The organism is Desulfobacter sp., assembly GCF_050177295.1.
The window spans coordinates 1-17,742 of record NZ_JBFXHE010000003.1 but is presented as its reverse complement, the minus strand read 5'-3'; the positions used below and the strand labels follow the sequence as shown (position 1 = coordinate 17,742).

The 17,742-nt window shown below is 50.3% G+C and carries 19 protein-coding genes; 8 read left to right on the top strand and 11 right to left on the bottom strand.

All coding sequences use genetic code 11. From position 1 onward, the window contains the following. Positions 1 to 168: 168 nt before the first annotated feature. Genes AB7U36_RS00675 through AB7U36_RS00650 form a run of 6 tightly spaced genes read right to left on the bottom strand, consistent with a single transcriptional unit; the run spans position 169 to position 5,664 of the window. Positions 169 to 1,548: a tetratricopeptide repeat protein gene (locus AB7U36_RS00675; RefSeq protein ID WP_428157873.1), complete on the bottom strand. Its 1,380-nt coding sequence runs from the start codon at positions 1,546 to 1,548 to the stop codon at positions 169 to 171. Continuing rightward, on the bottom strand, positions 1,548 to 2,267 hold the full coding sequence (locus AB7U36_RS00670; RefSeq protein WP_428157872.1) for an energy transducer TonB: 720 nt from the start codon (positions 2,265 to 2,267) through the stop codon (positions 1,548 to 1,550). The genes AB7U36_RS00675 and AB7U36_RS00670 overlap by 1 nt, the downstream gene beginning before the upstream one ends. Next, the gene (locus AB7U36_RS00665; protein ID WP_428157871.1) at positions 2,268 to 2,687 is read right to left on the bottom strand and encodes an ExbD/TolR family protein; all 420 of its coding nucleotides are present in this window, start codon (positions 2,685 to 2,687) and stop codon (positions 2,268 to 2,270) included. It lies immediately after the preceding gene. After that, positions 2,681 to 3,304 carry a MotA/TolQ/ExbB proton channel family protein gene (locus tag AB7U36_RS00660; protein ID WP_428157870.1) on the bottom strand — a complete coding sequence of 208 codons (624 nt, stop codon included), beginning with the start codon at positions 3,302 to 3,304 and terminating at the stop codon, positions 2,681 to 2,683. The genes AB7U36_RS00665 and AB7U36_RS00660 overlap by 7 nt, the downstream gene beginning before the upstream one ends. Positions 3,305 to 3,316: 12 nt before the next feature. Continuing rightward, positions 3,317 to 4,837 (bottom strand): MotA/TolQ/ExbB proton channel family protein, encoded by a 1,521-nt coding sequence (locus tag AB7U36_RS00655; RefSeq protein ID WP_428157869.1) that lies wholly within the window; start codon positions 4,835 to 4,837, stop codon positions 3,317 to 3,319. Next, complete coding sequence (locus AB7U36_RS00650; RefSeq protein ID WP_428157868.1) at positions 4,834 to 5,664, bottom strand: DUF3450 domain-containing protein; 831 nt, start codon at positions 5,662 to 5,664, stop codon at positions 4,834 to 4,836. The genes AB7U36_RS00655 and AB7U36_RS00650 overlap by 4 nt, the downstream gene beginning before the upstream one ends. Positions 5,665 to 5,986: 322 nt before the next feature. On the opposite strand from AB7U36_RS00650, the gene AB7U36_RS00645 reads away from it, so the two are divergent. Both AB7U36_RS00645 and purU read left to right on the top strand, forming a co-directional pair. Then, positions 5,987 to 6,808, top strand: a complete 822-nt coding sequence (locus AB7U36_RS00645) for a sirohydrochlorin cobaltochelatase (RefSeq protein ID WP_428157867.1) — start codon at positions 5,987 to 5,989, stop codon at positions 6,806 to 6,808. Between the two features lie 121 nt (positions 6,809 to 6,929). Then, positions 6,930 to 7,772 (top strand): formyltetrahydrofolate deformylase, encoded by an 843-nt coding sequence (gene purU, locus AB7U36_RS00640; protein ID WP_428157866.1) that lies wholly within the window; start codon positions 6,930 to 6,932, stop codon positions 7,770 to 7,772. 530 nt (positions 7,773 to 8,302) lie between these two features. Here purU and AB7U36_RS00635 read toward each other — a convergent pair. Further along, on the bottom strand, positions 8,303 to 9,223 hold the full coding sequence (locus AB7U36_RS00635) for an adenylate/guanylate cyclase domain-containing protein (RefSeq protein ID WP_428157865.1): 921 nt from the start codon (positions 9,221 to 9,223) through the stop codon (positions 8,303 to 8,305). Positions 9,224 to 9,258: 35 nt separating this feature from the next. Beyond that, the gene (locus tag AB7U36_RS00630) at positions 9,259 to 10,242 is read right to left on the bottom strand and encodes a potassium channel family protein (RefSeq protein WP_428157864.1); all 984 of its coding nucleotides are present in this window, start codon (positions 10,240 to 10,242) and stop codon (positions 9,259 to 9,261) included. Between the two features lie 158 nt (positions 10,243 to 10,400). Here AB7U36_RS00630 and AB7U36_RS00625 point away from each other — a divergent pair, with 158 nt between their 5' ends. From AB7U36_RS00625 to AB7U36_RS00615, 3 genes are all read left to right on the top strand, one after another. Next, the gene (locus AB7U36_RS00625) at positions 10,401 to 11,057 is read left to right on the top strand and encodes a protein-L-isoaspartate(D-aspartate) O-methyltransferase (protein ID WP_428157863.1); all 657 of its coding nucleotides are present in this window, start codon (positions 10,401 to 10,403) and stop codon (positions 11,055 to 11,057) included. 82 nt (positions 11,058 to 11,139) lie between these two features. Next, positions 11,140 to 12,279: a DUF368 domain-containing protein gene (locus AB7U36_RS00620; RefSeq protein ID WP_428157862.1), complete on the top strand. Its 1,140-nt coding sequence runs from the start codon at positions 11,140 to 11,142 to the stop codon at positions 12,277 to 12,279. Positions 12,280 to 12,328: 49 nt separating this feature from the next. Further along, positions 12,329 to 12,754 carry a hypothetical protein gene (locus AB7U36_RS00615; RefSeq protein WP_428157861.1) on the top strand — a complete coding sequence of 142 codons (426 nt, stop codon included), beginning with the start codon at positions 12,329 to 12,331 and terminating at the stop codon, positions 12,752 to 12,754. On the opposite strand, the gene AB7U36_RS00610 is transcribed toward AB7U36_RS00615, so the two are convergent. Continuing rightward, the gene (locus tag AB7U36_RS00610) at positions 12,741 to 13,679 is read right to left on the bottom strand and encodes an Hsp33 family molecular chaperone HslO (protein WP_428157860.1); all 939 of its coding nucleotides are present in this window, start codon (positions 13,677 to 13,679) and stop codon (positions 12,741 to 12,743) included. The two genes, AB7U36_RS00615 and AB7U36_RS00610, sit on opposite strands and share 14 nt — an antisense overlap. Before the next feature lie 101 nt (positions 13,680 to 13,780). On the opposite strand from AB7U36_RS00610, the gene AB7U36_RS00605 reads away from it, so the two are divergent. Genes AB7U36_RS00605 through AB7U36_RS00595 form a run of 3 tightly spaced genes read left to right on the top strand, consistent with a single transcriptional unit; the run spans position 13,781 to position 16,297 of the window. Further along, positions 13,781 to 14,518 (top strand): glycosyl hydrolase 108 family protein, encoded by a 738-nt coding sequence (locus tag AB7U36_RS00605; protein WP_428157859.1) that lies wholly within the window; start codon positions 13,781 to 13,783, stop codon positions 14,516 to 14,518. A gap of 19 nt (positions 14,519 to 14,537) precedes the next feature. Beyond that, positions 14,538 to 15,401, top strand: a complete 864-nt coding sequence (locus tag AB7U36_RS00600; RefSeq protein ID WP_428157858.1) for a hypothetical protein — start codon at positions 14,538 to 14,540, stop codon at positions 15,399 to 15,401. Between the two features lie 20 nt (positions 15,402 to 15,421). Then, on the top strand, positions 15,422 to 16,297 hold the full coding sequence (locus tag AB7U36_RS00595) for a hypothetical protein (RefSeq protein ID WP_428157857.1): 876 nt from the start codon (positions 15,422 to 15,424) through the stop codon (positions 16,295 to 16,297). Positions 16,298 to 16,435: 138 nt separating this feature from the next. Here the strand turns inward: AB7U36_RS00595 and AB7U36_RS00590 are convergent, their stop codons facing one another. Together AB7U36_RS00590 and AB7U36_RS00585 are read right to left on the bottom strand one after the other, a co-directional pair. Continuing rightward, the gene (locus tag AB7U36_RS00590; protein WP_428157856.1) at positions 16,436 to 16,717 is read right to left on the bottom strand and encodes a hypothetical protein; all 282 of its coding nucleotides are present in this window, start codon (positions 16,715 to 16,717) and stop codon (positions 16,436 to 16,438) included. Between the two features lie 61 nt (positions 16,718 to 16,778). Next, on the bottom strand, positions 16,779 to 17,742 hold a 964-nt coding region (locus tag AB7U36_RS00585), incomplete at its 5' end, for an aminotransferase class I/II-fold pyridoxal phosphate-dependent enzyme (RefSeq protein ID WP_428157855.1).

Here is a 17,742-nt window from a genome sequence, read left to right as displayed (position 1 = left end):
TTGACCATTGAACATGAATTCTCTGTCCTGTTTTTTGTCACAATCTCAGGACAGGATCTGAAATGTTTCAAAATAAATTAAAATAGTTAAGCATGATCCCCCAAATCCTTTATAATCAGAATCTTTGAAGTGACGCAATCGGGAAAATCAAAGGGCCGGGGATCTCTCTTAATTTTCTTCTGCCGTCTGCATGGCCCGGATCTGTTCCAGGGCAGCCAGAGCCGCCGGTTTTTCCCTGGGACATTTACAGGCAAGGGAAAAGGCCTGTTTTGCTTTTTGGGGATTATCGCTGCTCAGGGCTGCATATCCGGCCATGAGCCATGACCGCCCTGGCGAGGGTCCGCCCCCGGCCAGTTCCTTATAGGCGATATATGCGGCGTTGTATTTTTTTTCCCGGAACAGCAGGTCTGCCTTAAAGGCCAGAAGCCTTGCATCACACCCCTGGGCAAGGCCTCTGTCCGCCCATTTAAGGGCTGCCTGATAATCCCGGCCCTGCTGGTAGGCCCGGGCTATGGCAAGGATACGGTCTGTCATCTGTTTCCGTCCTGCAGAGGAGATATTGGCCGGATCTTTCTGAACCCGTCTCAGCCACTCTTCATACACCCTGGCCGCTTCCAACGGAATGTTGCACCCGGCATACAGGTCTGCCAAAAGCTTGGTTTCGGATGCAGACAAGGGCGTTGTGAAACTGTAAATCATGAACGCTTCAAGCCCTTTTTCAAGGCGGTTTTTATTCAAATGGATGTTGGCCAGGGCCCGCCACCACTTGGGCTCTTCAGGTTCCTGCCGGGTCAGTGCGACGGCATAATCCACGGCCTGTTTATCCATGCCAAGTTCCATGTACTGGTGCAGCAGCACCTCCTGCCAGGTCCGTTTTTTATCTGCGTTGGATTTTTCGGCCAGTTCCTTAAGATATGGCAGGGCCTGGCGGTTTTTTTTGAGGGCAAACAGGATGTTGACCAGAACCTCTTTTCTGTCAAGGGTCATGTCGGCGGGATGGTTTTTCAGCAGCCGGTTAAAGGCATTCAGGGCATTTTGATAATCGGTGTTAAAATAATAACATGCCGCAGCCTGATAAAGATACGCTCCCTTTTTTTCCGGGGCAGCATCATATCCCCGGATAAAGGACCGGGCAGCCTTGTCCATCTGCTTAAGGGTATACCGGCACTGGCCCAGGTTCAGCCAGCCCTGGTAAAACCCGTCATATTTTTTAACGGCCCGCTCATAGGCAGAGGCTGCTTTTTTCACGTGGCCTGCCCCCTGTTTTTCCATCATCATGCAGCAGTTGCCCACAAGAAAATCCAGGTAATAGTGAGTATATCCCTTTTGGCGGGCTGTATCAGGATCAACGGTTTTTGCCTTGGCCTGGAAGAATTCAATCTCCTGGACAGCTTTGGCATAGCTTCCCTTTTCCATGAGCCCTGCAGCCTTGTTTGCACACATACCTGCGGCAACCGGCAGCGCATCGCCTTCCTGGCCGGCAGCCGGCAGCGTACAGGGAGAAAACACCACAAAAAAAACAAGGCAAACCCACAACAATCTGGCCATCACTCCTCCATTTTAAACCGGATGGTGGTCACGACACGAACCTCCACGGCGCTACCGTCCACGGTTCCCGGTTTGAACCGGTACTGGGATACGGACTGGGTTACACTGGATTCAAACACACCCTTGGGCTCAGCCTCCACCACCTTGATATCCCGTACCCGGCCTTCCCTGGTAACAATAAATTCCACGGTTACCCAGCCTTCAATGCCCAGCCTGCGGGCACGCATGGGATAGGATGGCGGCAACCGGACAAGCTGCTGCAGGGGCTGGTCCAGCTCTGAGGTAGAAAACAAGCCCTGGGGCATTTCCATTTTCATGGAAAAATTTGATAGCGGGTCCAGGGCAATATTGCTGGGCAGCTTGGGCAGGTCAGGGTTTAACGTCACAGGCAGATTCGGCCTGGCAAAGGTGGGTCTTTGAATCTGTTTTTGTATGATTTTTGTGGCTGATGCCACTTCCCTGGGCTGTTCAGGCGGCCTGGGCGGTTCTTTTTTGCGCGGCGGCGTATCCGGGCGCTTGATGCGGATGACCTGGATGGCCTGGATAAGTTCCGCGCCATCCGGTGCATCGGGTACCCCTTGGATCAAGGTCGGCATAATCCCGAAGATAAACAGATTAAGCCCCAGGGCCAGAACAATGGCCGAAATCCATACCAGAACAGTACCCGGCTGAAATCTGCGAGACCCTTCCCGGTATGAAATCCGGGCAGTACCGGCCATTTATTCACCCTCGGGCAGGCTTGCGGCAAGGGCCACATTTTCAGCCCCGGCCAGCTTGCAGGCATCCATAACCGAAATGACAAGGCCGGTTCTGCTCTCCTTGTCCGCCACAATCACCACGCCGGCTTCGGGATTTTCAGCCATGGCCCGTTCAACGCCCGAGCGCACGGCCCGGACATCCATCTCCCTGCGGTCCAGGTGAACGGTATTGTCCCGGGTGATGCCGATGAGAATGGTGGCTTTGTTTTTTGCCACAGCCGTACTGGCCGTGGGCCGGGAGATATCCACCCCGGTCTCCTTGACAAAGGAGGTGGTGACCAGAAAAAAGATCAAAAGGATGAACACCATATCGATCAGGGGCGCAATATTCAGTTCAAGGGTCTTTTTTGCGGCCCGCCTGGATGCGGATATATTCAGCATGAAACACTCCTGGTGCGGATAAAGGGTTTAAGATACATGGCTGTGGAGGCGATGCGGTACTTGAGGTTTGAGGCACGCCGGTTCAGCCACCCGCTCATGTAAAGCCCGGGTATGGAGATCATCAACCCGGTCTGGGTGGTCACCAGGGCCACTGAAATCCCCGAGGCCATGGCCCGGACATTGCCCGTGCCAAATACGGTGATCACATCAAAGGTCTCCATCATCCCCACCACCGTGCCCAAAAGTCCCATGAGCGGCGCCACGGCAGAGAGCACACCGATCAGGGCCAGGTACTGGTCCAAAGAGGCGGTCAGGGCCATAACCGTTTCATCAAGAATACGCTCGTCCAGATCCGGGTCCGGCACCGGGCTGCGCCGGGACAGAAATTCCCTGATTAGAAAAGCATTGGCCCCCTTATACCTCTTTCCGGGCCACAGGTTGTCCCGGACCAGTTCCCCGGCCCTGGCCCTGGGCATGTTTTTCACATACAGGCGATGCAGGAAAAACAGGCGGTTGAAAATCAGTATCCACATCACGAGGGAAACGCACAAAATGGGCACCATCACCACCCCGCCGGAACGGATATAAGCGATCATCTGATAAAAAAACTCGTCCATCCGGATCGTTCCTTAATTCTGGTCCCTGTTTGTTGCGCTGGAAATTTCAGGCGGCCGGCATCCGTTCCTTGCCTTGAACACCATATTGACAAAGGCCACGGACTTTTCCTCCATGATGCTGATCTGGGTCTCCACGCGCCGGGATAAAAGGGTGTGAAACAGCATAATGGGAATGGCCACGGTCAATCCGAGCATGGTGGTGACCAGGGCCTCGGAAATGCCGCCGGACATCATTCTGGGGTCTCCTGCTCCGTAATAGGTGATCACATGAAAGGTGTTAATCATGCCGGTAACCGTTCCCAGAAGCCCCATGAGCGGTGCAATGGCGGCCAGCATGCCCAGGGTGGATAAAAACCGTTCTATGGCGGGAATCTCTGCCAGGATCGCTTCCTGGAGCATATTTTCCATATCCGTGCGGGTCTGGGTTCTTACAGCCAGGGTCTTAAGCAGGACCCGGGGAATGAATCCCCGGCTGTTGGCCTGCATCAGGTCCCGGCATGCCTGAAAGTTCTCGGATGCAAGCAAAGGGGACAGTTTTTCCATAAAAGGCTCGATCCGGATTTGATGCCGCACAAAGAAACACCCGCGCTCCACCAGGATGAGAACGGCAAGTCCCAGCAGGGCCAGGATGGGCCATACAAGGGGGCCGCCCTTGGGCACCTGGTCCATCAGGTTCAGTTCATGGGTAAACCGCCGAAGGGCGCCGCCTTTGGAGATATCCACGGGCACACAGTCGCTTTGCCCGGCAAGATAGGCGTCAATCTGATCCCCCAGTTTTTTTGAGGGCAGTTTGGACAGGGCGAAAAACCGGCTGCTTTGATCCGAATAGAGCAGAAAACCGGTTTCCGATTCCCGGCCCTGCTCATCATTGAGCACATAAAGGGAGGTAAAATTGCCGACGCTCAAAATTCTGGCGTCCCTGTCCTTTCCCTGGCGGTCCACCACCATGCCCTGGCGCAGGGAGACCTCACCCGAAGCCAGGATTTCGTCAAACAGGATATCGGAGATCCGGCGGATATCATCCATGGACCAGAACCGCTCCTGGTTGATCACAGGTGTAAGAAAACTGTTCCGGTCTTTGTCAAAGGCGCTTTGAGGGCTTTGAACCAAAAGGCTGTTGAGATCCTTGGCGCAGGTTCTGACAAAGCCTGCCAGCTCCTTGTTCACCATTCTGGATTCTTCAAGACTGCTCTGCAGTTTAGCCTGTTCGTCTGCCAGGACATCAATTTTTCCCTGAAGCCCCCCATTGGCGGTCTGGAGGCGGCTGTTTTTGGATTTCAGCGTTGCAATGGCCGAAACAAGGGCATCTTTGTCCTTTTTTATGGCCTGGGCATTTTCCAGGGCCTCGGCCTTGGCTGCCGCAAGTGCTTTGGCCGCTTCAGCAGCCATATCCCGGCGTTTTTGTTCAAGATCGGCATAGGATTTACGCATGTCTGCGGCCATAACTTCCGGCCCAGGGACCAGGCAGACAACCGTTGCGGCCAGGATCAGGCTGGCCAATAAAGGAATTAACAGGGATTTCATTGGTATCATTTCTGATCCCCCCCTTCCGGGGCAATGGCCCCCAGGGGCAGGGCCACCACCTCCATGGGCCGGTGTTTGGCCGCCATTTCCACCACAGCCTCAATGGCCGGCACACGGGTTTTGTCCAGGGTGCGCCATTGATTTGTCGCCACATCAAAAATTCCTGCGCTTTCCCGGTCCAGGGCCAGAAAGAACAGCGCCACCCGGCCCATACGGAAAATATCTGCAAGGACTTCTGCGCCGTCCGCAACAATTTTTTCCCGGTACACCTCCACTGTATTGCCGTATTCGGCTTCCACAAACAGGGCTTCCATCATTTTTCTATATCTTTCGGCAATGGTGATATCCGGATCATCCAGGATCACCCCCAGCCGGGCCAGCCGGTCATTGCGTTCCCGGGATAAAAACGGGGCGTCCGCTGCCACAAGGGACTTCAGCCGCCTAAGAAGGTCCCCTAAAAACGGCGCCAGTTCAGTTCTGATCCGCTGGCCCTCCTCTTTTTCCCGGGTAAGGTCCTGATTTGATTTCTCCAGATCCAAAGCCTTTTTGGCCAGGTTCCTGTTGGCAAAGGCAAGCTGGTCATTTTCCGCTTTAAGGCGGTCATATTCCTCTGCAAGGGCCTGGCGCCGGGCATCCCAATTTTCCCGGGCCGCCTGGGTGGCCTGGCGGGTATCCACCGAGGTGGCAACCGGGGCTTCAATATCCTTTGGCACCGATACCCGGGCATGGGCGGCAGATCCAATCCATGCCGGGAATATGAACAGGCAGACCATGACAACGCGCCCCATCCATGTTCTGCCATGATCCCGGGATACCTGATTCTTTTCACTTCCCATTATCTTCCCTTTCATCAACCTTGAAGTCCAATATTTTTTAAATCCATGGCGTGTTTTAGCTGACTCCACAAAACGGGCCGGCTAAATCATCCCTGTAGTACAAGACCGAAAAAAGAAAGTCAAGGCGAATCTATATTATTCATACCAAGTTAATAAGTCTTTTATAAATAAGACAGGCTTGGGCTGAAAATGATTGCCATGTCCATGGTCATATAATTGACAATTGGAATAAAGCGGAATAGTACTATTTAAAAAAAATTGATAATTTAGATGATCAAGAAAGGTTCTTATAATGCATCAGCATGGTTACATTGGCCGCAAAATGCGGCTGCCAAAACTTAAAGATCAACCGGCAATCATTATTGCGGCGTTTGGCTCTTCTTCCAGGGGGCAGGCAGCCATGGACGCAGTTGAAGCCCAGCTTGCCGGAAATTTTGCCGACTATCAGATATACTGGGCATATACATCCGAGATCATCCGCAGGAAAAGAGGGCTTCCCAGTCTTCTGGAAACCCTGGCCAAAGTGGAGTCTGACGGGTATCGCAAAGCCGTTGTCCAGCCCCTGCACGTTTTTCCCGGCACAGAGTATCAGCAGGTCAAAGAGTCTTCTTTATATTTCCCTGGATTACGGGTGATCTTGAGTGAAACCCTGTGCCACCGGTGGGATTTTATCCAGGAAGTTCTGGAAGAAGTGTCAGGGGATTTTCTCACCGGGGAAAACCAGATCAACCTGCTTGCCCTGCACGGAACCCCATTGGCCGCAGATCCCGTGAACATGGTCTATCTGGGCATCAGTCATCTTGTCTCAGGTCTGTATGACAATGTTTATGCGGCCACGGTTGAAGGGATTCCCACTATCCAAAGCGTTGTCAGCCAGATCAAAAAAGACCATGCCCGGACACCGTTTACCCGGATTCGCCTGATCCCCATGATGTTTCTGGCGGGCATGCATGTGGAAAAAGATCTCATGGGTGACCAGGACAGCTGGCGCAGTATGTTTGAAAAAATGGGAATGGACATAGACTGCCCCACCATCACCTGCGGGGCACAGGAATATTTCAAGGGACTGGCATTCAGAAAAGAGTGCATCCAATTTTTCTGCCAAAGACTTAAGCGGGCACTTGATATTATGAAATATTATTAGGGGGGGGTGATCGTAAGATGGGTCACAAGGTCTCCAAAAAAATAGGTATACCGAAACCTTCAACAACAGTGAAAATGCAAATCCGATCAAACATTTTTGAGAAGAAAAGAGGGAGGGGGGCTTGTACATACTTTGCCTGAATTGCCATGATCGTCCGGGAATTGTTGCCGCGGTTGCGAACGCTTTGTGTGGTTCAAACTGTAATATTGAGGAATCTTCGCAGTTTGACGATCCATATTCCAATCAATTTTTTATGCGCGTTATGTTTTCTGCCGTAACTGAAGGGGCTGAGGAAAAGTTTAGAACCATGTTTGAGGTTGTGGCCGAGGGATTCGGCATGAGCTGGTATATGAGAGAAATGGATGAGCCGGTCAAGACACTTGTTCTGGTGTCGAAAGATGATCATTGTCTGAACGATATTATCTATCGCTGGAGGACAAAGCACCTTAACATTGAAATAGTTGGCGTAGTATCAAATCATGAGGTAAATCGAGAGCTTTCCGAGCAATTCGGGCTTAAGTTTTATTATGTGCCCACACAGGGGGTTGTTGATAAAGATGCGGTTGATGAGCAGCATTTCAGGATTATCAAGGAAACGGGTACAGAGCTCATTGTGCTCGCGCGCTATATGCAGATCCTTTCCGAGAATATGTGCGAGAGATATGCAGGGCGGGTGATCAATATTCACCACTCGTTTCTGCCGGGCTTCAAAGGCGCAAAACCCTATCATCAGGCATATGAGCGCGGTGTGAAGCTTATCGGGGCAACCGCGCATTTTGTTACGAGGAATCTTGATGAAGGGCCGATTATAGAACAAGATGTCATGCGTATTGATCACCGCGATTGTCCGAAAAAATTGCAAATTCGGGGGCAGGATACGGAGGCCAGAGTGCTCGCCCGCGCGATCGAAATGTACGCCGAACGACGGATATTCCTTCACGGGAGTAGAACGGTTATTTTGTAGGGGGTATTTTTTAGTAAGGTTACCGCGCGCGGGTGCTCCCAGAAAATTTTCTGCCCTCCAGCGTTCGCAGATCACGGCATTGGCCTGTTCAAACCCCAGTGACAATGGAAGCCATGAAAACGATGGTCCGGTGAGAAACTTGCTCAAACCGCCGTTGAAAAAAAAATTTGTAAAATCGATATCTGCCGGTACCGTTCGTCGGTGGCTGGATCAGGATAAGATCAAGCCCCAAAATATGGATAGAGCAGACATTACCTGACATTGTCGCTCAGGCACAAAAACAAAAAGCATATCTCCTGTTTGGAGATGAAGTCTCCTTTCCTCAATGGGGCAGCCTGACTTATACCTGGGCACCAATTGGACACCAACCGACTGTTCCTACTTCGGGAATACGAAAAGGCTATAAAGTATTCGGACTTATCGACTACTTTTTGGGCATTGTGAAGAATTAAAAGCTGCCTGATTTTTCAAGGACTTATGTTAGCAAATTATTTATCTGGAAAACTATAGGTACCTGTAGCTTGTGTGGGTTAATCAATGTGGATCTGCCGTACCACCACCGGGGCGCTGACATTTTTCAGGATTTTGGACTCAGGCGCTCCCATGGCAAACTGCTGGTCCAAGAGGGATGCCGTGGATTCAGAGACCAAAACGCTGCCCTTTTCGGCAATGCCGCATATCCGGGCCGCGATGTTAGTGACAGGGCCCGAGGCCGTATAGGTCCAACGGTCCCCGGTAATGCCCGAAAATCGTGTTGACCCGACAGCAGCCATACCGGAGTTGATACCCATGTTCACGACCAAAGGGTCTTTCTCCTTTCTAAGGGTGTCGTTAATCTGGGCGGTCCGCTTTTGTATGCCTACAGCCGCAGACACCGCATTTTTTGCATGGCTTTTCGGGTCATGGTCCATGAACAGAATCATGAGGCCGTCTCCTGCGGTCTCGTTGATATCCCCGTGATTTTCCATGATGATATCGAGAAATTCGCTGAAATAGGTTTCGATAAGATGGTTCATCTTCTCACGGGGTGTGGTTTCACTCAGTTTGGTGTACCCGGCGATATCCAGGAAAAGGACCGAGATATCTCGTTCATGCTTATCTAAGTCCGGGTTCTCAGGATTATGTTCAATGATGTCCTGAACGGATTTTGGCACGAATTTGTTGAGATGTCCCCGGATGCCTTCTAAAAGCCGGACCCTGGCAAGGGTCTCCTCAAGCTTTTTGTTTTTTGCTTTAAGCTGCTCCAAAAGTTGTTCCAGGTAGAATTCCCTGCCCTCCACCTTGACAATCATCATGCCCAAGGCCTCGGCCATTTCGGAGACCATGGGTGGATACTTTTCCTGGTTGGTCAGTTCCATGAGGCTGCTGGTTTGTTCATACGCTCCCCTGGAAACTTTTTGGGCCGTGTCCAGCAAAATCTTAAAGAGTTTCTGGTTTTCCGTTTGATCCATAGGTTTTAAGCATCCTATGTCTTATATATTGGGTTTTATATATTGCCAAGCGCACGCCTGAATGCCTTCAGGTCTGCGGTTTTGCCCATGACAATCAGTGTGTCCCGGGGGTGGATAATGGTTTCAAAATGGGGGGCAAACTCCATGTGGCCTGACTTCTCTTTGATTGCAATGATGATCAGGTTATAATTCTGCCGGATGCCGGAATCCTTAAGCGGTTTCCCTGCATAATCCGATATCTCCGGTACAAAGGCCTCTTCAATCTGGATGGCATCGCTTTGCCGGGACAGTGCTGTATTCAGAAAATTGGAAACCGTAGGACGCAACAATTTCAACCCCATGGAAACCCCACCGATATCATAGGGGGATTCCACTTGATTGGCACCAGCCACATAGAGTTTCTTTCCCACCATGGGGCTTGATGCCCGGGCCATAATATAGATGTCCGGATTGAGTTGCCTGGCCGTGAGTACCAGGAATACATTTGCCGTATCCGTTGCAAGGACCGCCACCAGGGCTTTTGCCCGCTTGATCCCGGCTTTTTCCAGAACCTCCTCGTTTCCGGCATCTCCGATGATATAGTGGATTTTATCCTTTTCCAGGACATCTTTGAGTTCTTCACTCTGTTCTACGACGACAATGTCCTGGGTATCTTCGCCCACGAACTTGCACAGCACTCTTCCGATGCGGCCGTACCCGCAGACAATGTAATGATCGTTCATTTTTTTTATTTTGTTGTCCAAACGCTTCCTCCCCAGCATGCTTTTAATTTCACCGTCCACTACCGAACTGATGAAAACGCCGCCCAGATACAGAAAATATCCTACGCCTGTAAATATCAGAAAAATGGTGAACAACCGTCCGCCGTCTGACAGATCGTGGACTTCCAGAAATCCCACAGTGCTCAGGGTAATGGCTGTCATATAGGCGGAATCAAGGACACCCCAGCCTTCAATGGCCATGTACCCGGCAGTGCCGAATATAAAAAACAGAACCGCGATAATTACGGCCATTTCCATTTTTAACGTTTTATCCATGGCTTTTTATTTACGTTTACTGACGCCCAAACGCAAGGGAAAGATGAAAAGCGGTTAATTCCCATAACGGCTTTGATTACGTGCTTTAAACCCGTTTTCTAATGCTTGACGGCTCCGGCGGTTGCTGGTATTAAAAGGCCATGACAGACGAACCCACAAAATTTTCGCGCTGGCGCAGGGATATGGTGGAAAAGCAGATCATTGCCAGGGGGATAAGCGATCCTCTGGTGATCCAGTCCATGCTCCAGGTGCCCCGCCATCTTTTTGTCAGTGAAGCCCTGGTGGACAGCGCCTATGGAGATTTTCCGCTTCCCATTGGTGAGGGCCAGACCATTTCCCAGCCTTTTATCATCGCTGAAATGACCCAGAGCCTGACCCTGACAGGCCAGGAACGCGTCCTTGAGATCGGCACAGGCTCCGGTTATCAGGCTGCTGTGCTGTCACGTATTGTTTACAGGGTGTATACCATTGAACGGAATAATACCTTATATTTACAGACCCGGAAACTGTTTGACCGCATGAAATACCATAATATCGTAACCCGCTATTCCGACGGCACCCAGGGCTGGAAAGCCGAAAGTCCCTTTGACGCCATCATTGTTACGGCCGGCGGCAATCAGGTCCCTGAACCTTTAGTGAATCAGCTTTCAGAGGGCGGACGCCTGGTCATGCCCGTGGGGGGGCTGCATTCCCAGGAGCTTTTACGTATTGAAAAAACCAGCACCGGCATCAGAACGGTCAATCTGGGCGGCTGCCGTTTTGTTAAGCTGATCGGCGAACACGGGTGGCCAGCTTAGATCGTGTTTGAACCTAACGTCACCCATCTGCGGCGTTGCAGAAAAACAGGTAGCAATTAACTCATCCCATAGGTAAATTTTTATGTCCTTTTTTTCTTCTGCCACCTCGGCAACCATAAAAGAGTTGCTCATGGGGTTCTGCCTGGGCGTCGCCAATATCATCCCGGGGGTTTCCGGCGGGACATTTCTGCTGGTTTTCGGGATATATGAACGGGTGTTTTCAATTTTAAACCAGATCAATAAATCCTTTATTTTAAAATGCCTTGAACTTGTTCTCTCCTGTTTCATACACCCGGTTAAGGGAATTAAAAATTTATGTACATTTTTCAGGGAAACCGGTTTTTATTTCCTGTTTAAACTTGCGGCCGGGACCGCCGTGGCCATTCTTGCCCTGTCCAGTCTGATGAAATATCTTTTGCTCCACCATTTTTCAGTAACCTATTCTTTTTTTTTCGGACTGATTCTGGTCTCTGTCATTATCCCGGTAAAGATGCTCAGGCGTTTTGATACCTGGGCAGTGGCTTGCCTTCTGGCCGGGATCGGCATCACGGTGTGGGTATCAGCCATGGTCAACCCCTATGATAAAATCAAGATGAAGTCCGATCATCTTGCCCGGGCCTGCCAGGCCCAGTCCGTTTCTGCTGCCGGTCAGGATGGTTCTGTGCGTGAATCGGGAAAAAGGATTTCAACTGTCCAAAGTTATTCTTCCGGGGACTATCTGTATATTGCACTTTGTGGTGCCCTTGCCATCTCCGCCACAGTGCTGCCGGGTGTCAGCGGGTCCCTGGTACTGATTTTACTGGGGATCTATTTTGATGTTATTTCAGCCATTTCCGAATTAAAGTCCTTTCATTTGGAGACATTTATATTTCTGGGGGTATTCGGCCTGGGGGTGGGTCTGGGCGGTCTTTTGTTTGCCCGGCTGGTCAGCTTTGTTCTTTCCCGTTACTATAATGCCACCATGGCCTTTTTAGGCGGGCTGATGGCAGGCTCGCTTTATGCGTTGTGGCCCTTTAAAAAGATTGTATTCATGGCCCAGCAGTATGTAAAACAGGCAGGAGAAGTGGTCTGCCTTGAACATGTGGCAATCCAGACCAATATCAATGTCCTTCCCACCGGAGATGATCCTTTGATCGCAGCGTTTGCCTTCTTTGTCCTTGGCTGTATTATCATGATGTTTTTTGTCAGAAACGAGACAGCTGCTTCGCCGGCAGACAAATAAATCATCAGGGTTTGAAGATTGCACACATTGTTTTTTGGAAACCTGATTTATGATGACCCACGATGATTTTTTAAAGATAGAAAAACAGTTTCATGCGTATGCCAGCCCTTTTGTTGACAAGGCCGAAGATCCTTACCCATTTGTGCTCAAACAGACGCATACTGCCCGGGTCTGCAGGGCCATGGAGATGCTTTGCGCATCCCTTGATCTTGACAGCTCCAAAACTACCCGGGCCCTTCTTGAAACCCGGCAGAACGATTCAAGCTGTGTAACCACGCTTAATAACATGAGGATTTTTCAGGCCGGAATGGTCTATGATTTAAATTTTCCTGCTGCGGCCGCTGCTATCCTGGAGCTGGAAGTCATTCCTGTCCTGTTAGGCGGTATTCCCCCATCAGAGCTGATTACCCGGCTGGCGCAGGCGCTTTTGGGTCATTTGAAATTTCTTGCCGCATCCGTGGTTATCTTAAGTTAAGAATGCCGGTTAACTTCTTTTGGCTGAACCGGTAGGTTGAATTACAGTGATGGCAGCGAAGCGCCAATGGAAATGGGCCGTTGGCCAGGATATCGGTACGGTCTTCTTCTGGCAGGTTCCTAAGGTAGTCTGCCATTCGCTCCTTTGAGCACCGGCAGTAAAATTCCACCCGGGAACTGTCCAGAAACCGCGGTGACAGGTCGGCAAAACCGGTCTTAATGATGGATTCCGGTGTCTGATCCGCCTGATCCGGGGCAAAGCGGTGGCCTAAAGCGTCGATTTCCCGGATCATGGTTTCGGCCCGGGCAACGTTATCGGGTTGGGCACCCGGCAGGGCCTGCAAAAATATACCGCCTGCACCGGTGATGTTTTCATTTTCATCAAAGGCCACGCCCAGGCTGAAGCCTGAAGGAATCTGTTCCGAGGTCAGAAAGTATTCTGCCAGATCTTCGGCAATGGCGCCGTGGGCCAGGGCAATCTGGCCGGTATAGGGTCGGTTAGCATCCTCTATGTACCTGGTCACCGACAAAAAACCTGCCCCGTAAAGGGTGGACAGCCGTTTGATCCTTTCCGGATTTTCTACTTCAATGGGGTTGGCCTTTAAATATCCGCGGATCTCCCCAAAGGCATTGGCTTCCACATCAAGGCCCTTTATGGGGCCGGAACACCGGATGTTCATTGCAATCCGGTCCCGGCCTTTCAGGGGCGCGCTCATCAGGGCCGCGGCAATATATGCCTGGCCCAGAACCAGGGTTTCCAAAGGACCCAGATCATGGTTTGCCTGCATCTCTTTAACCATCCGGGTGGCATGCACCACCACCCCTTTAATCTGGTCATCCGCCATTAAAAAACGGTACAGCCGTTCTTTGGCCGAGGCCTGGAACCGGGCTTTTACATCATGGTTAAATATATCTTTTTTTATCATTTTTTGATTCCCAAAAGTAATTATACCGGGTTATTATAAGACCTGAGCGGTAAATGTAAATCATAGTTTGCAGTGGATTATATATCACCGGAGACATGGATATGAAAAAAAATTTTGAATTTTGCCTGGACCATGTATTGAAGAGTGAAGGGAGCTGGTCAGATCATAAGGATGATCCGGGCGGTGCAACCATGAAAGGGGTGACCTTGCTCACGTACCGGAGGTTCTATGGTGCGGACAAGACAAAAGAGGATTTGAGGCAGATCAGTTCCGGGGAGTTGTCCCACATCTACCGTACCGGGTATTGGAATACATGCCTGTGTGACGACCTGCCGGACGGTGTGGATTTAACGGTTTTTGACGGCGCTGTGAATTCCGGGCCCGGGCGGAGTGTCAAATGGCTTCAGGCTGCTGTCGGCGAAGCCCAGGATGGTCATATCGGTCCGAATACCATTTCAAAGACCCAGGCGGAGGACGGGGTCTCTGTGATACATGGGATCTGTGATCAGCGGCTCTCCTTTCTCAATGCATTATCGACCTGGCCATCCTTTGGGAAAGGATGGCAGCGCCGGGTGGAAGGGCTGAGAGCAGATGCCGTGGCTCTTTTCCTGGGCAAGATTCCCGACGAGACAGCTCCGCCGGAACAATTTGAAATCGTCAGGAAGGGTGATTCAGGGGACTGGGTGGTCAAGGTTCAAGAAAAACTTGGGATTGATGCCGGCGGCATCTTCGACAGCAACACGGAAGATGCGTTGAAAACCTGGCAGGAGAAACACGGTTTGGAACCGGACGGAATTGCAGGCCGGAATACCTATCGGGCAATGGGTTTGATTGCCTGATTACCGATACCTTTTTTATATGAAATCAATACGTTTCAACACCTATGACCATGAAAGTGAGGATGACATGCCAAGCACTGAACCCCAGGAAGGTTATCTTATCAGTAATGCAGAAACAAGGGCCGCGAATTTAACGACAAGTAAAAGTTCGGAAATCCCTGCCACGAAACAATTTGTTGTCAATGCAACCGGCAACCTGTTTGTGGCGACAACCTTGAACGGCACCGGAAAGGAAACCGTTTCCATATCCGGGGAGGCTGAAGAGGCCTTCGGCCAGGTGAGCGTCTTCTTTGCAGCAATGACCAAGGCCATGTCAGAGGCCGGTGCCGGGTTGTTTAATTATGACGCCATTGACAAGCTGGTGTCTTCCTCTGGTTTGTTTGTCAAAATTACTGAAAGCATCATTGATTTTGAGAGCAAACAAAAAGGAATCACCCTGGGAAGTCAGTTGATACAGGCCCTTCTGGGCTTGAGCGGGAACCTGGCTTCCATTGGAAAATCCTTGATGGATATGATTATGGGGATGGGCCAGGAAGCCGTAAAGATTGCCTCTGATACGTCCAGTCAAAGCAAGAAAGTCGGCACGATTATTTTTGTTTGCGAGTATTTGCTGGGGGCCGTATCCATTACCCCGATTGTTATTTCCGTGGACGCAACCACTGCAAAAGGGCTTTGGGAAGCAGGACCCTGCCTTAAAGTCGAAAGTTCTCAAATAAAAATGAAAATTGGTAAAGCGGTGTATCTGTTTGTACCGCCTTCTTTTGTAAAACATGCGTCAGCGTTAAACGAGGCCATGTCAGATCCGGAATTCAACAACCTGGTTGAATCGATGAGATCTGCTATCCTTGCCGGCACACCTGAACCCGAAGCCACGTCATCCTAAATTTAAAAGAGGGGCCGGAAATGTCAGGAAAATTTTGGCGCTGGTTGACCCGGAAAGGTGAAGGCGCGGAGTCATCCGGCCAGGAAGCGTTTTTGCCTCAGTATTTGCCGCTGGCAAAGCACTATGTGTTCAATGAAACCGGAAATATTTTGCTGTGTGCAACTGCCGACAGCATCCAGCACTTTAATGAAGATATTCGAAATTCCTTCATGGATGTCAGCGTGTTTTTTACGGCAATGACCAAAGCCGTTCATTCAACCGTTAATCCGGTTACCCAAAAACCGTTTTCCATTTACAATTATCAGGTATTAAAAAATATTTTGAACCAGTCGGGAATGTTTGTTGAGACGAACGTGGAAGAGGGTGAGTTCTGCAGTCAGGGGGTGGGCGCATCATTGGGGAGAGAGTTAATTCAGACCATATTGAACCGGAATTTTTCTGAGTCTCCGCTCCATTTTTCCAAGGGAATGTTTAACGGAATGGGGTATCAGAAGGTTTCTTCTGACCAATGGCAAAAGATGAGTAAAGATGAACGCAGGTTTTGCCGTAGCGGCAACATTTTTTTTATTTGCGAGTTATTGTTGGGGGTTCCTCAAACATCGGCGATTGTGGTGAAGATAGACCCGTATACCGTCAGCAGGGACCCTGAGGAAGACAGGCAGAACATCTTTGACCTGGGCAATGTAAACGGTAAGGATGAGCACGAATATCAAAGTGAGTCGCGGCATTGGACGTATAAGAAAAGAACCTATTTATTCGTACCGCCAAGCTTTTTTAAAAGTAATATCGCCAGATTAAAGGCGTCGGACTCCCATGAATTTGACAGCTATGTGGAATTCTTGGCAGAACGCTTGCAGGCCGCCGCAAAGAACCCGGCAACACCCCAGGCGGATTAAGATGAATCGGCCGTTTTAAAGGGCTCATCCTGAATTGAGTATCTTCTGCTGGATCATCGTTTCGGCCGATTTAAGAATTTGGGGCATTGTTCAAATTCAATCCATTTGCAAAATTGGGTATGATGCTTCATGGTGTCGTCAATCAAAAAGTTGCCTTTGACAATTTTGTAGGTATCGCGCATGTTCAGCAAATGCAGGCGTTGCATTTCGATAGTACAAAATTTGCTGTCCGATAAAAATTCGGACAGCGATGATATGCTCTTTTGCTTCAGCCACATTCGGCTGATTTCGGTAAGGTTGAATTTCGCCCCGAGAATCAAAGCCGATGCAATCAGTGTCAAATTTTGCAACTGGATATTGGTAAGCTCGGGTTTTAAAAATGCGAATCCGGCAATTATGAAGGCTGGTTTGCAGACACACGGTATCTCCCCCTGTAACTCCCTATTTATAATGTATAATACTAACGCGGGCATAGCCCGCGTTAGACTACCTCTCTTAGTGTATTTACAAAGGTTTGAATATCCTCTTCCCGGTGCAGAGCGGTTAAGCCCAGCCTTAATATAGCCTTTCCCAAGGGTACTGTGGGAAAACGGGCCGAAAAAGCCAGGATGCCCCGGGAAAGAAGATCCTGGGAGACTTGTGCCGCTTTTTTTTCATCTCCCATCAGCACAGATATGATATGGGCGTCTCCAACCACCTGGAATCCTTCCCGGATCAGTGTTTCGCCCATGGACGCACTGACATCCTTTAAGGTTTTCCGCACGTTGTCTCCCTGCTCCACAAGTTCCAGGGCATCCACGGCAGCCAGGGCATGGGCCTGGGGAAGGGAGGTGGTGTAGATAAGCGGGGAAGCGAAATTCATGAGATACTCCTTTACCCCGTACGGCAGCAGCACAAAGGCGCCAAACAGCCCCAGGGCCTTGCCAAAGGTGCCAAGGGCTATATCCGTCACCCCATGGGCAATTCCCCTGCCTTTGTCCCCCAGGACGCCAAAGGCATGGGCTTCATCCACAATCCCATAAAATCTATGTTTTTTCTTTAAATCCCCAAATCTTTTTACGGGTAAAATATCCCCGTCCATGCTGAACAAAGATTCAGTAACAACGCCTTTGTTTTCCAAAGACGCAGCGTCCAGGCGCTTTTCCAGATGTTCCAGGTTGTTGTGGCGATATCCCTTAAGAGACGCACCGCTTAAGGAGATTCCCTTGACGCAGCTTGCATGCACATGTTTATCAAAGATAAGGGTGTCTCCCTTTTCAAACAAGGTTGAGAGAATGGCCAGGTTTGCCTGAAATCCGCTGGAAAAGAAGATGGCATCGTCATACCCGAAATAATCGGCAAAAATTTTTTCAGCCCGGCAGATGGTTTGGTAGTTTCCCGCCACCAAACGGGATGAGGAGGCGGAAGAACCTTCAGCCTTAAAATGTTTTCCCACCTGGGCAGCA

Coding starts and splice junctions, on each gene's coding strand:
- AB7U36_RS00675 (WP_428157873.1), bottom strand. CDS start 1,548: ATGGCCAGATTGTTGTGGGTTTGCCTTGTTTTTTTTGTGGTGTTTTCT.
- AB7U36_RS00670 (WP_428157872.1), bottom strand. CDS start 2,267: ATGGCCGGTACTGCCCGGATTTCATACCGGGAAGGGTCTCGCAGATTT.
- AB7U36_RS00665 (WP_428157871.1), bottom strand. CDS start 2,687: ATGCTGAATATATCCGCATCCAGGCGGGCCGCAAAAAAGACCCTTGAA.
- AB7U36_RS00660 (WP_428157870.1), bottom strand. CDS start 3,304: ATGGACGAGTTTTTTTATCAGATGATCGCTTATATCCGTTCCGGCGGG.
- AB7U36_RS00655 (WP_428157869.1), bottom strand. CDS start 4,837: ATGATACCAATGAAATCCCTGTTAATTCCTTTATTGGCCAGCCTGATC.
- AB7U36_RS00650 (WP_428157868.1), bottom strand. CDS start 5,664: ATGGGAAGTGAAAAGAATCAGGTATCCCGGGATCATGGCAGAACATGG.
- AB7U36_RS00645 (WP_428157867.1), top strand. CDS start 5,987: ATGCGGCTGCCAAAACTTAAAGATCAACCGGCAATCATTATTGCGGCG.
- AB7U36_RS00635 (WP_428157865.1), bottom strand. CDS start 9,223: ATGGATCAAACGGAAAACCAGAAACTCTTTAAGATTTTGCTGGACACG.
- AB7U36_RS00630 (WP_428157864.1), bottom strand. CDS start 10,242: ATGGAAATGGCCGTAATTATCGCGGTTCTGTTTTTTATATTCGGCACT.
- AB7U36_RS00625 (WP_428157863.1), top strand. CDS start 10,401: ATGACAGACGAACCCACAAAATTTTCGCGCTGGCGCAGGGATATGGTG.
- AB7U36_RS00620 (WP_428157862.1), top strand. CDS start 11,140: ATGTCCTTTTTTTCTTCTGCCACCTCGGCAACCATAAAAGAGTTGCTC.
- AB7U36_RS00615 (WP_428157861.1), top strand. CDS start 12,329: ATGATGACCCACGATGATTTTTTAAAGATAGAAAAACAGTTTCATGCG.
- AB7U36_RS00610 (WP_428157860.1), bottom strand. CDS start 13,679: ATGATAAAAAAAGATATATTTAACCATGATGTAAAAGCCCGGTTCCAG.
- AB7U36_RS00605 (WP_428157859.1), top strand. CDS start 13,781: ATGAAAAAAAATTTTGAATTTTGCCTGGACCATGTATTGAAGAGTGAA.
- AB7U36_RS00600 (WP_428157858.1), top strand. CDS start 14,538: ATGAAATCAATACGTTTCAACACCTATGACCATGAAAGTGAGGATGAC.
- AB7U36_RS00595 (WP_428157857.1), top strand. CDS start 15,422: ATGTCAGGAAAATTTTGGCGCTGGTTGACCCGGAAAGGTGAAGGCGCG.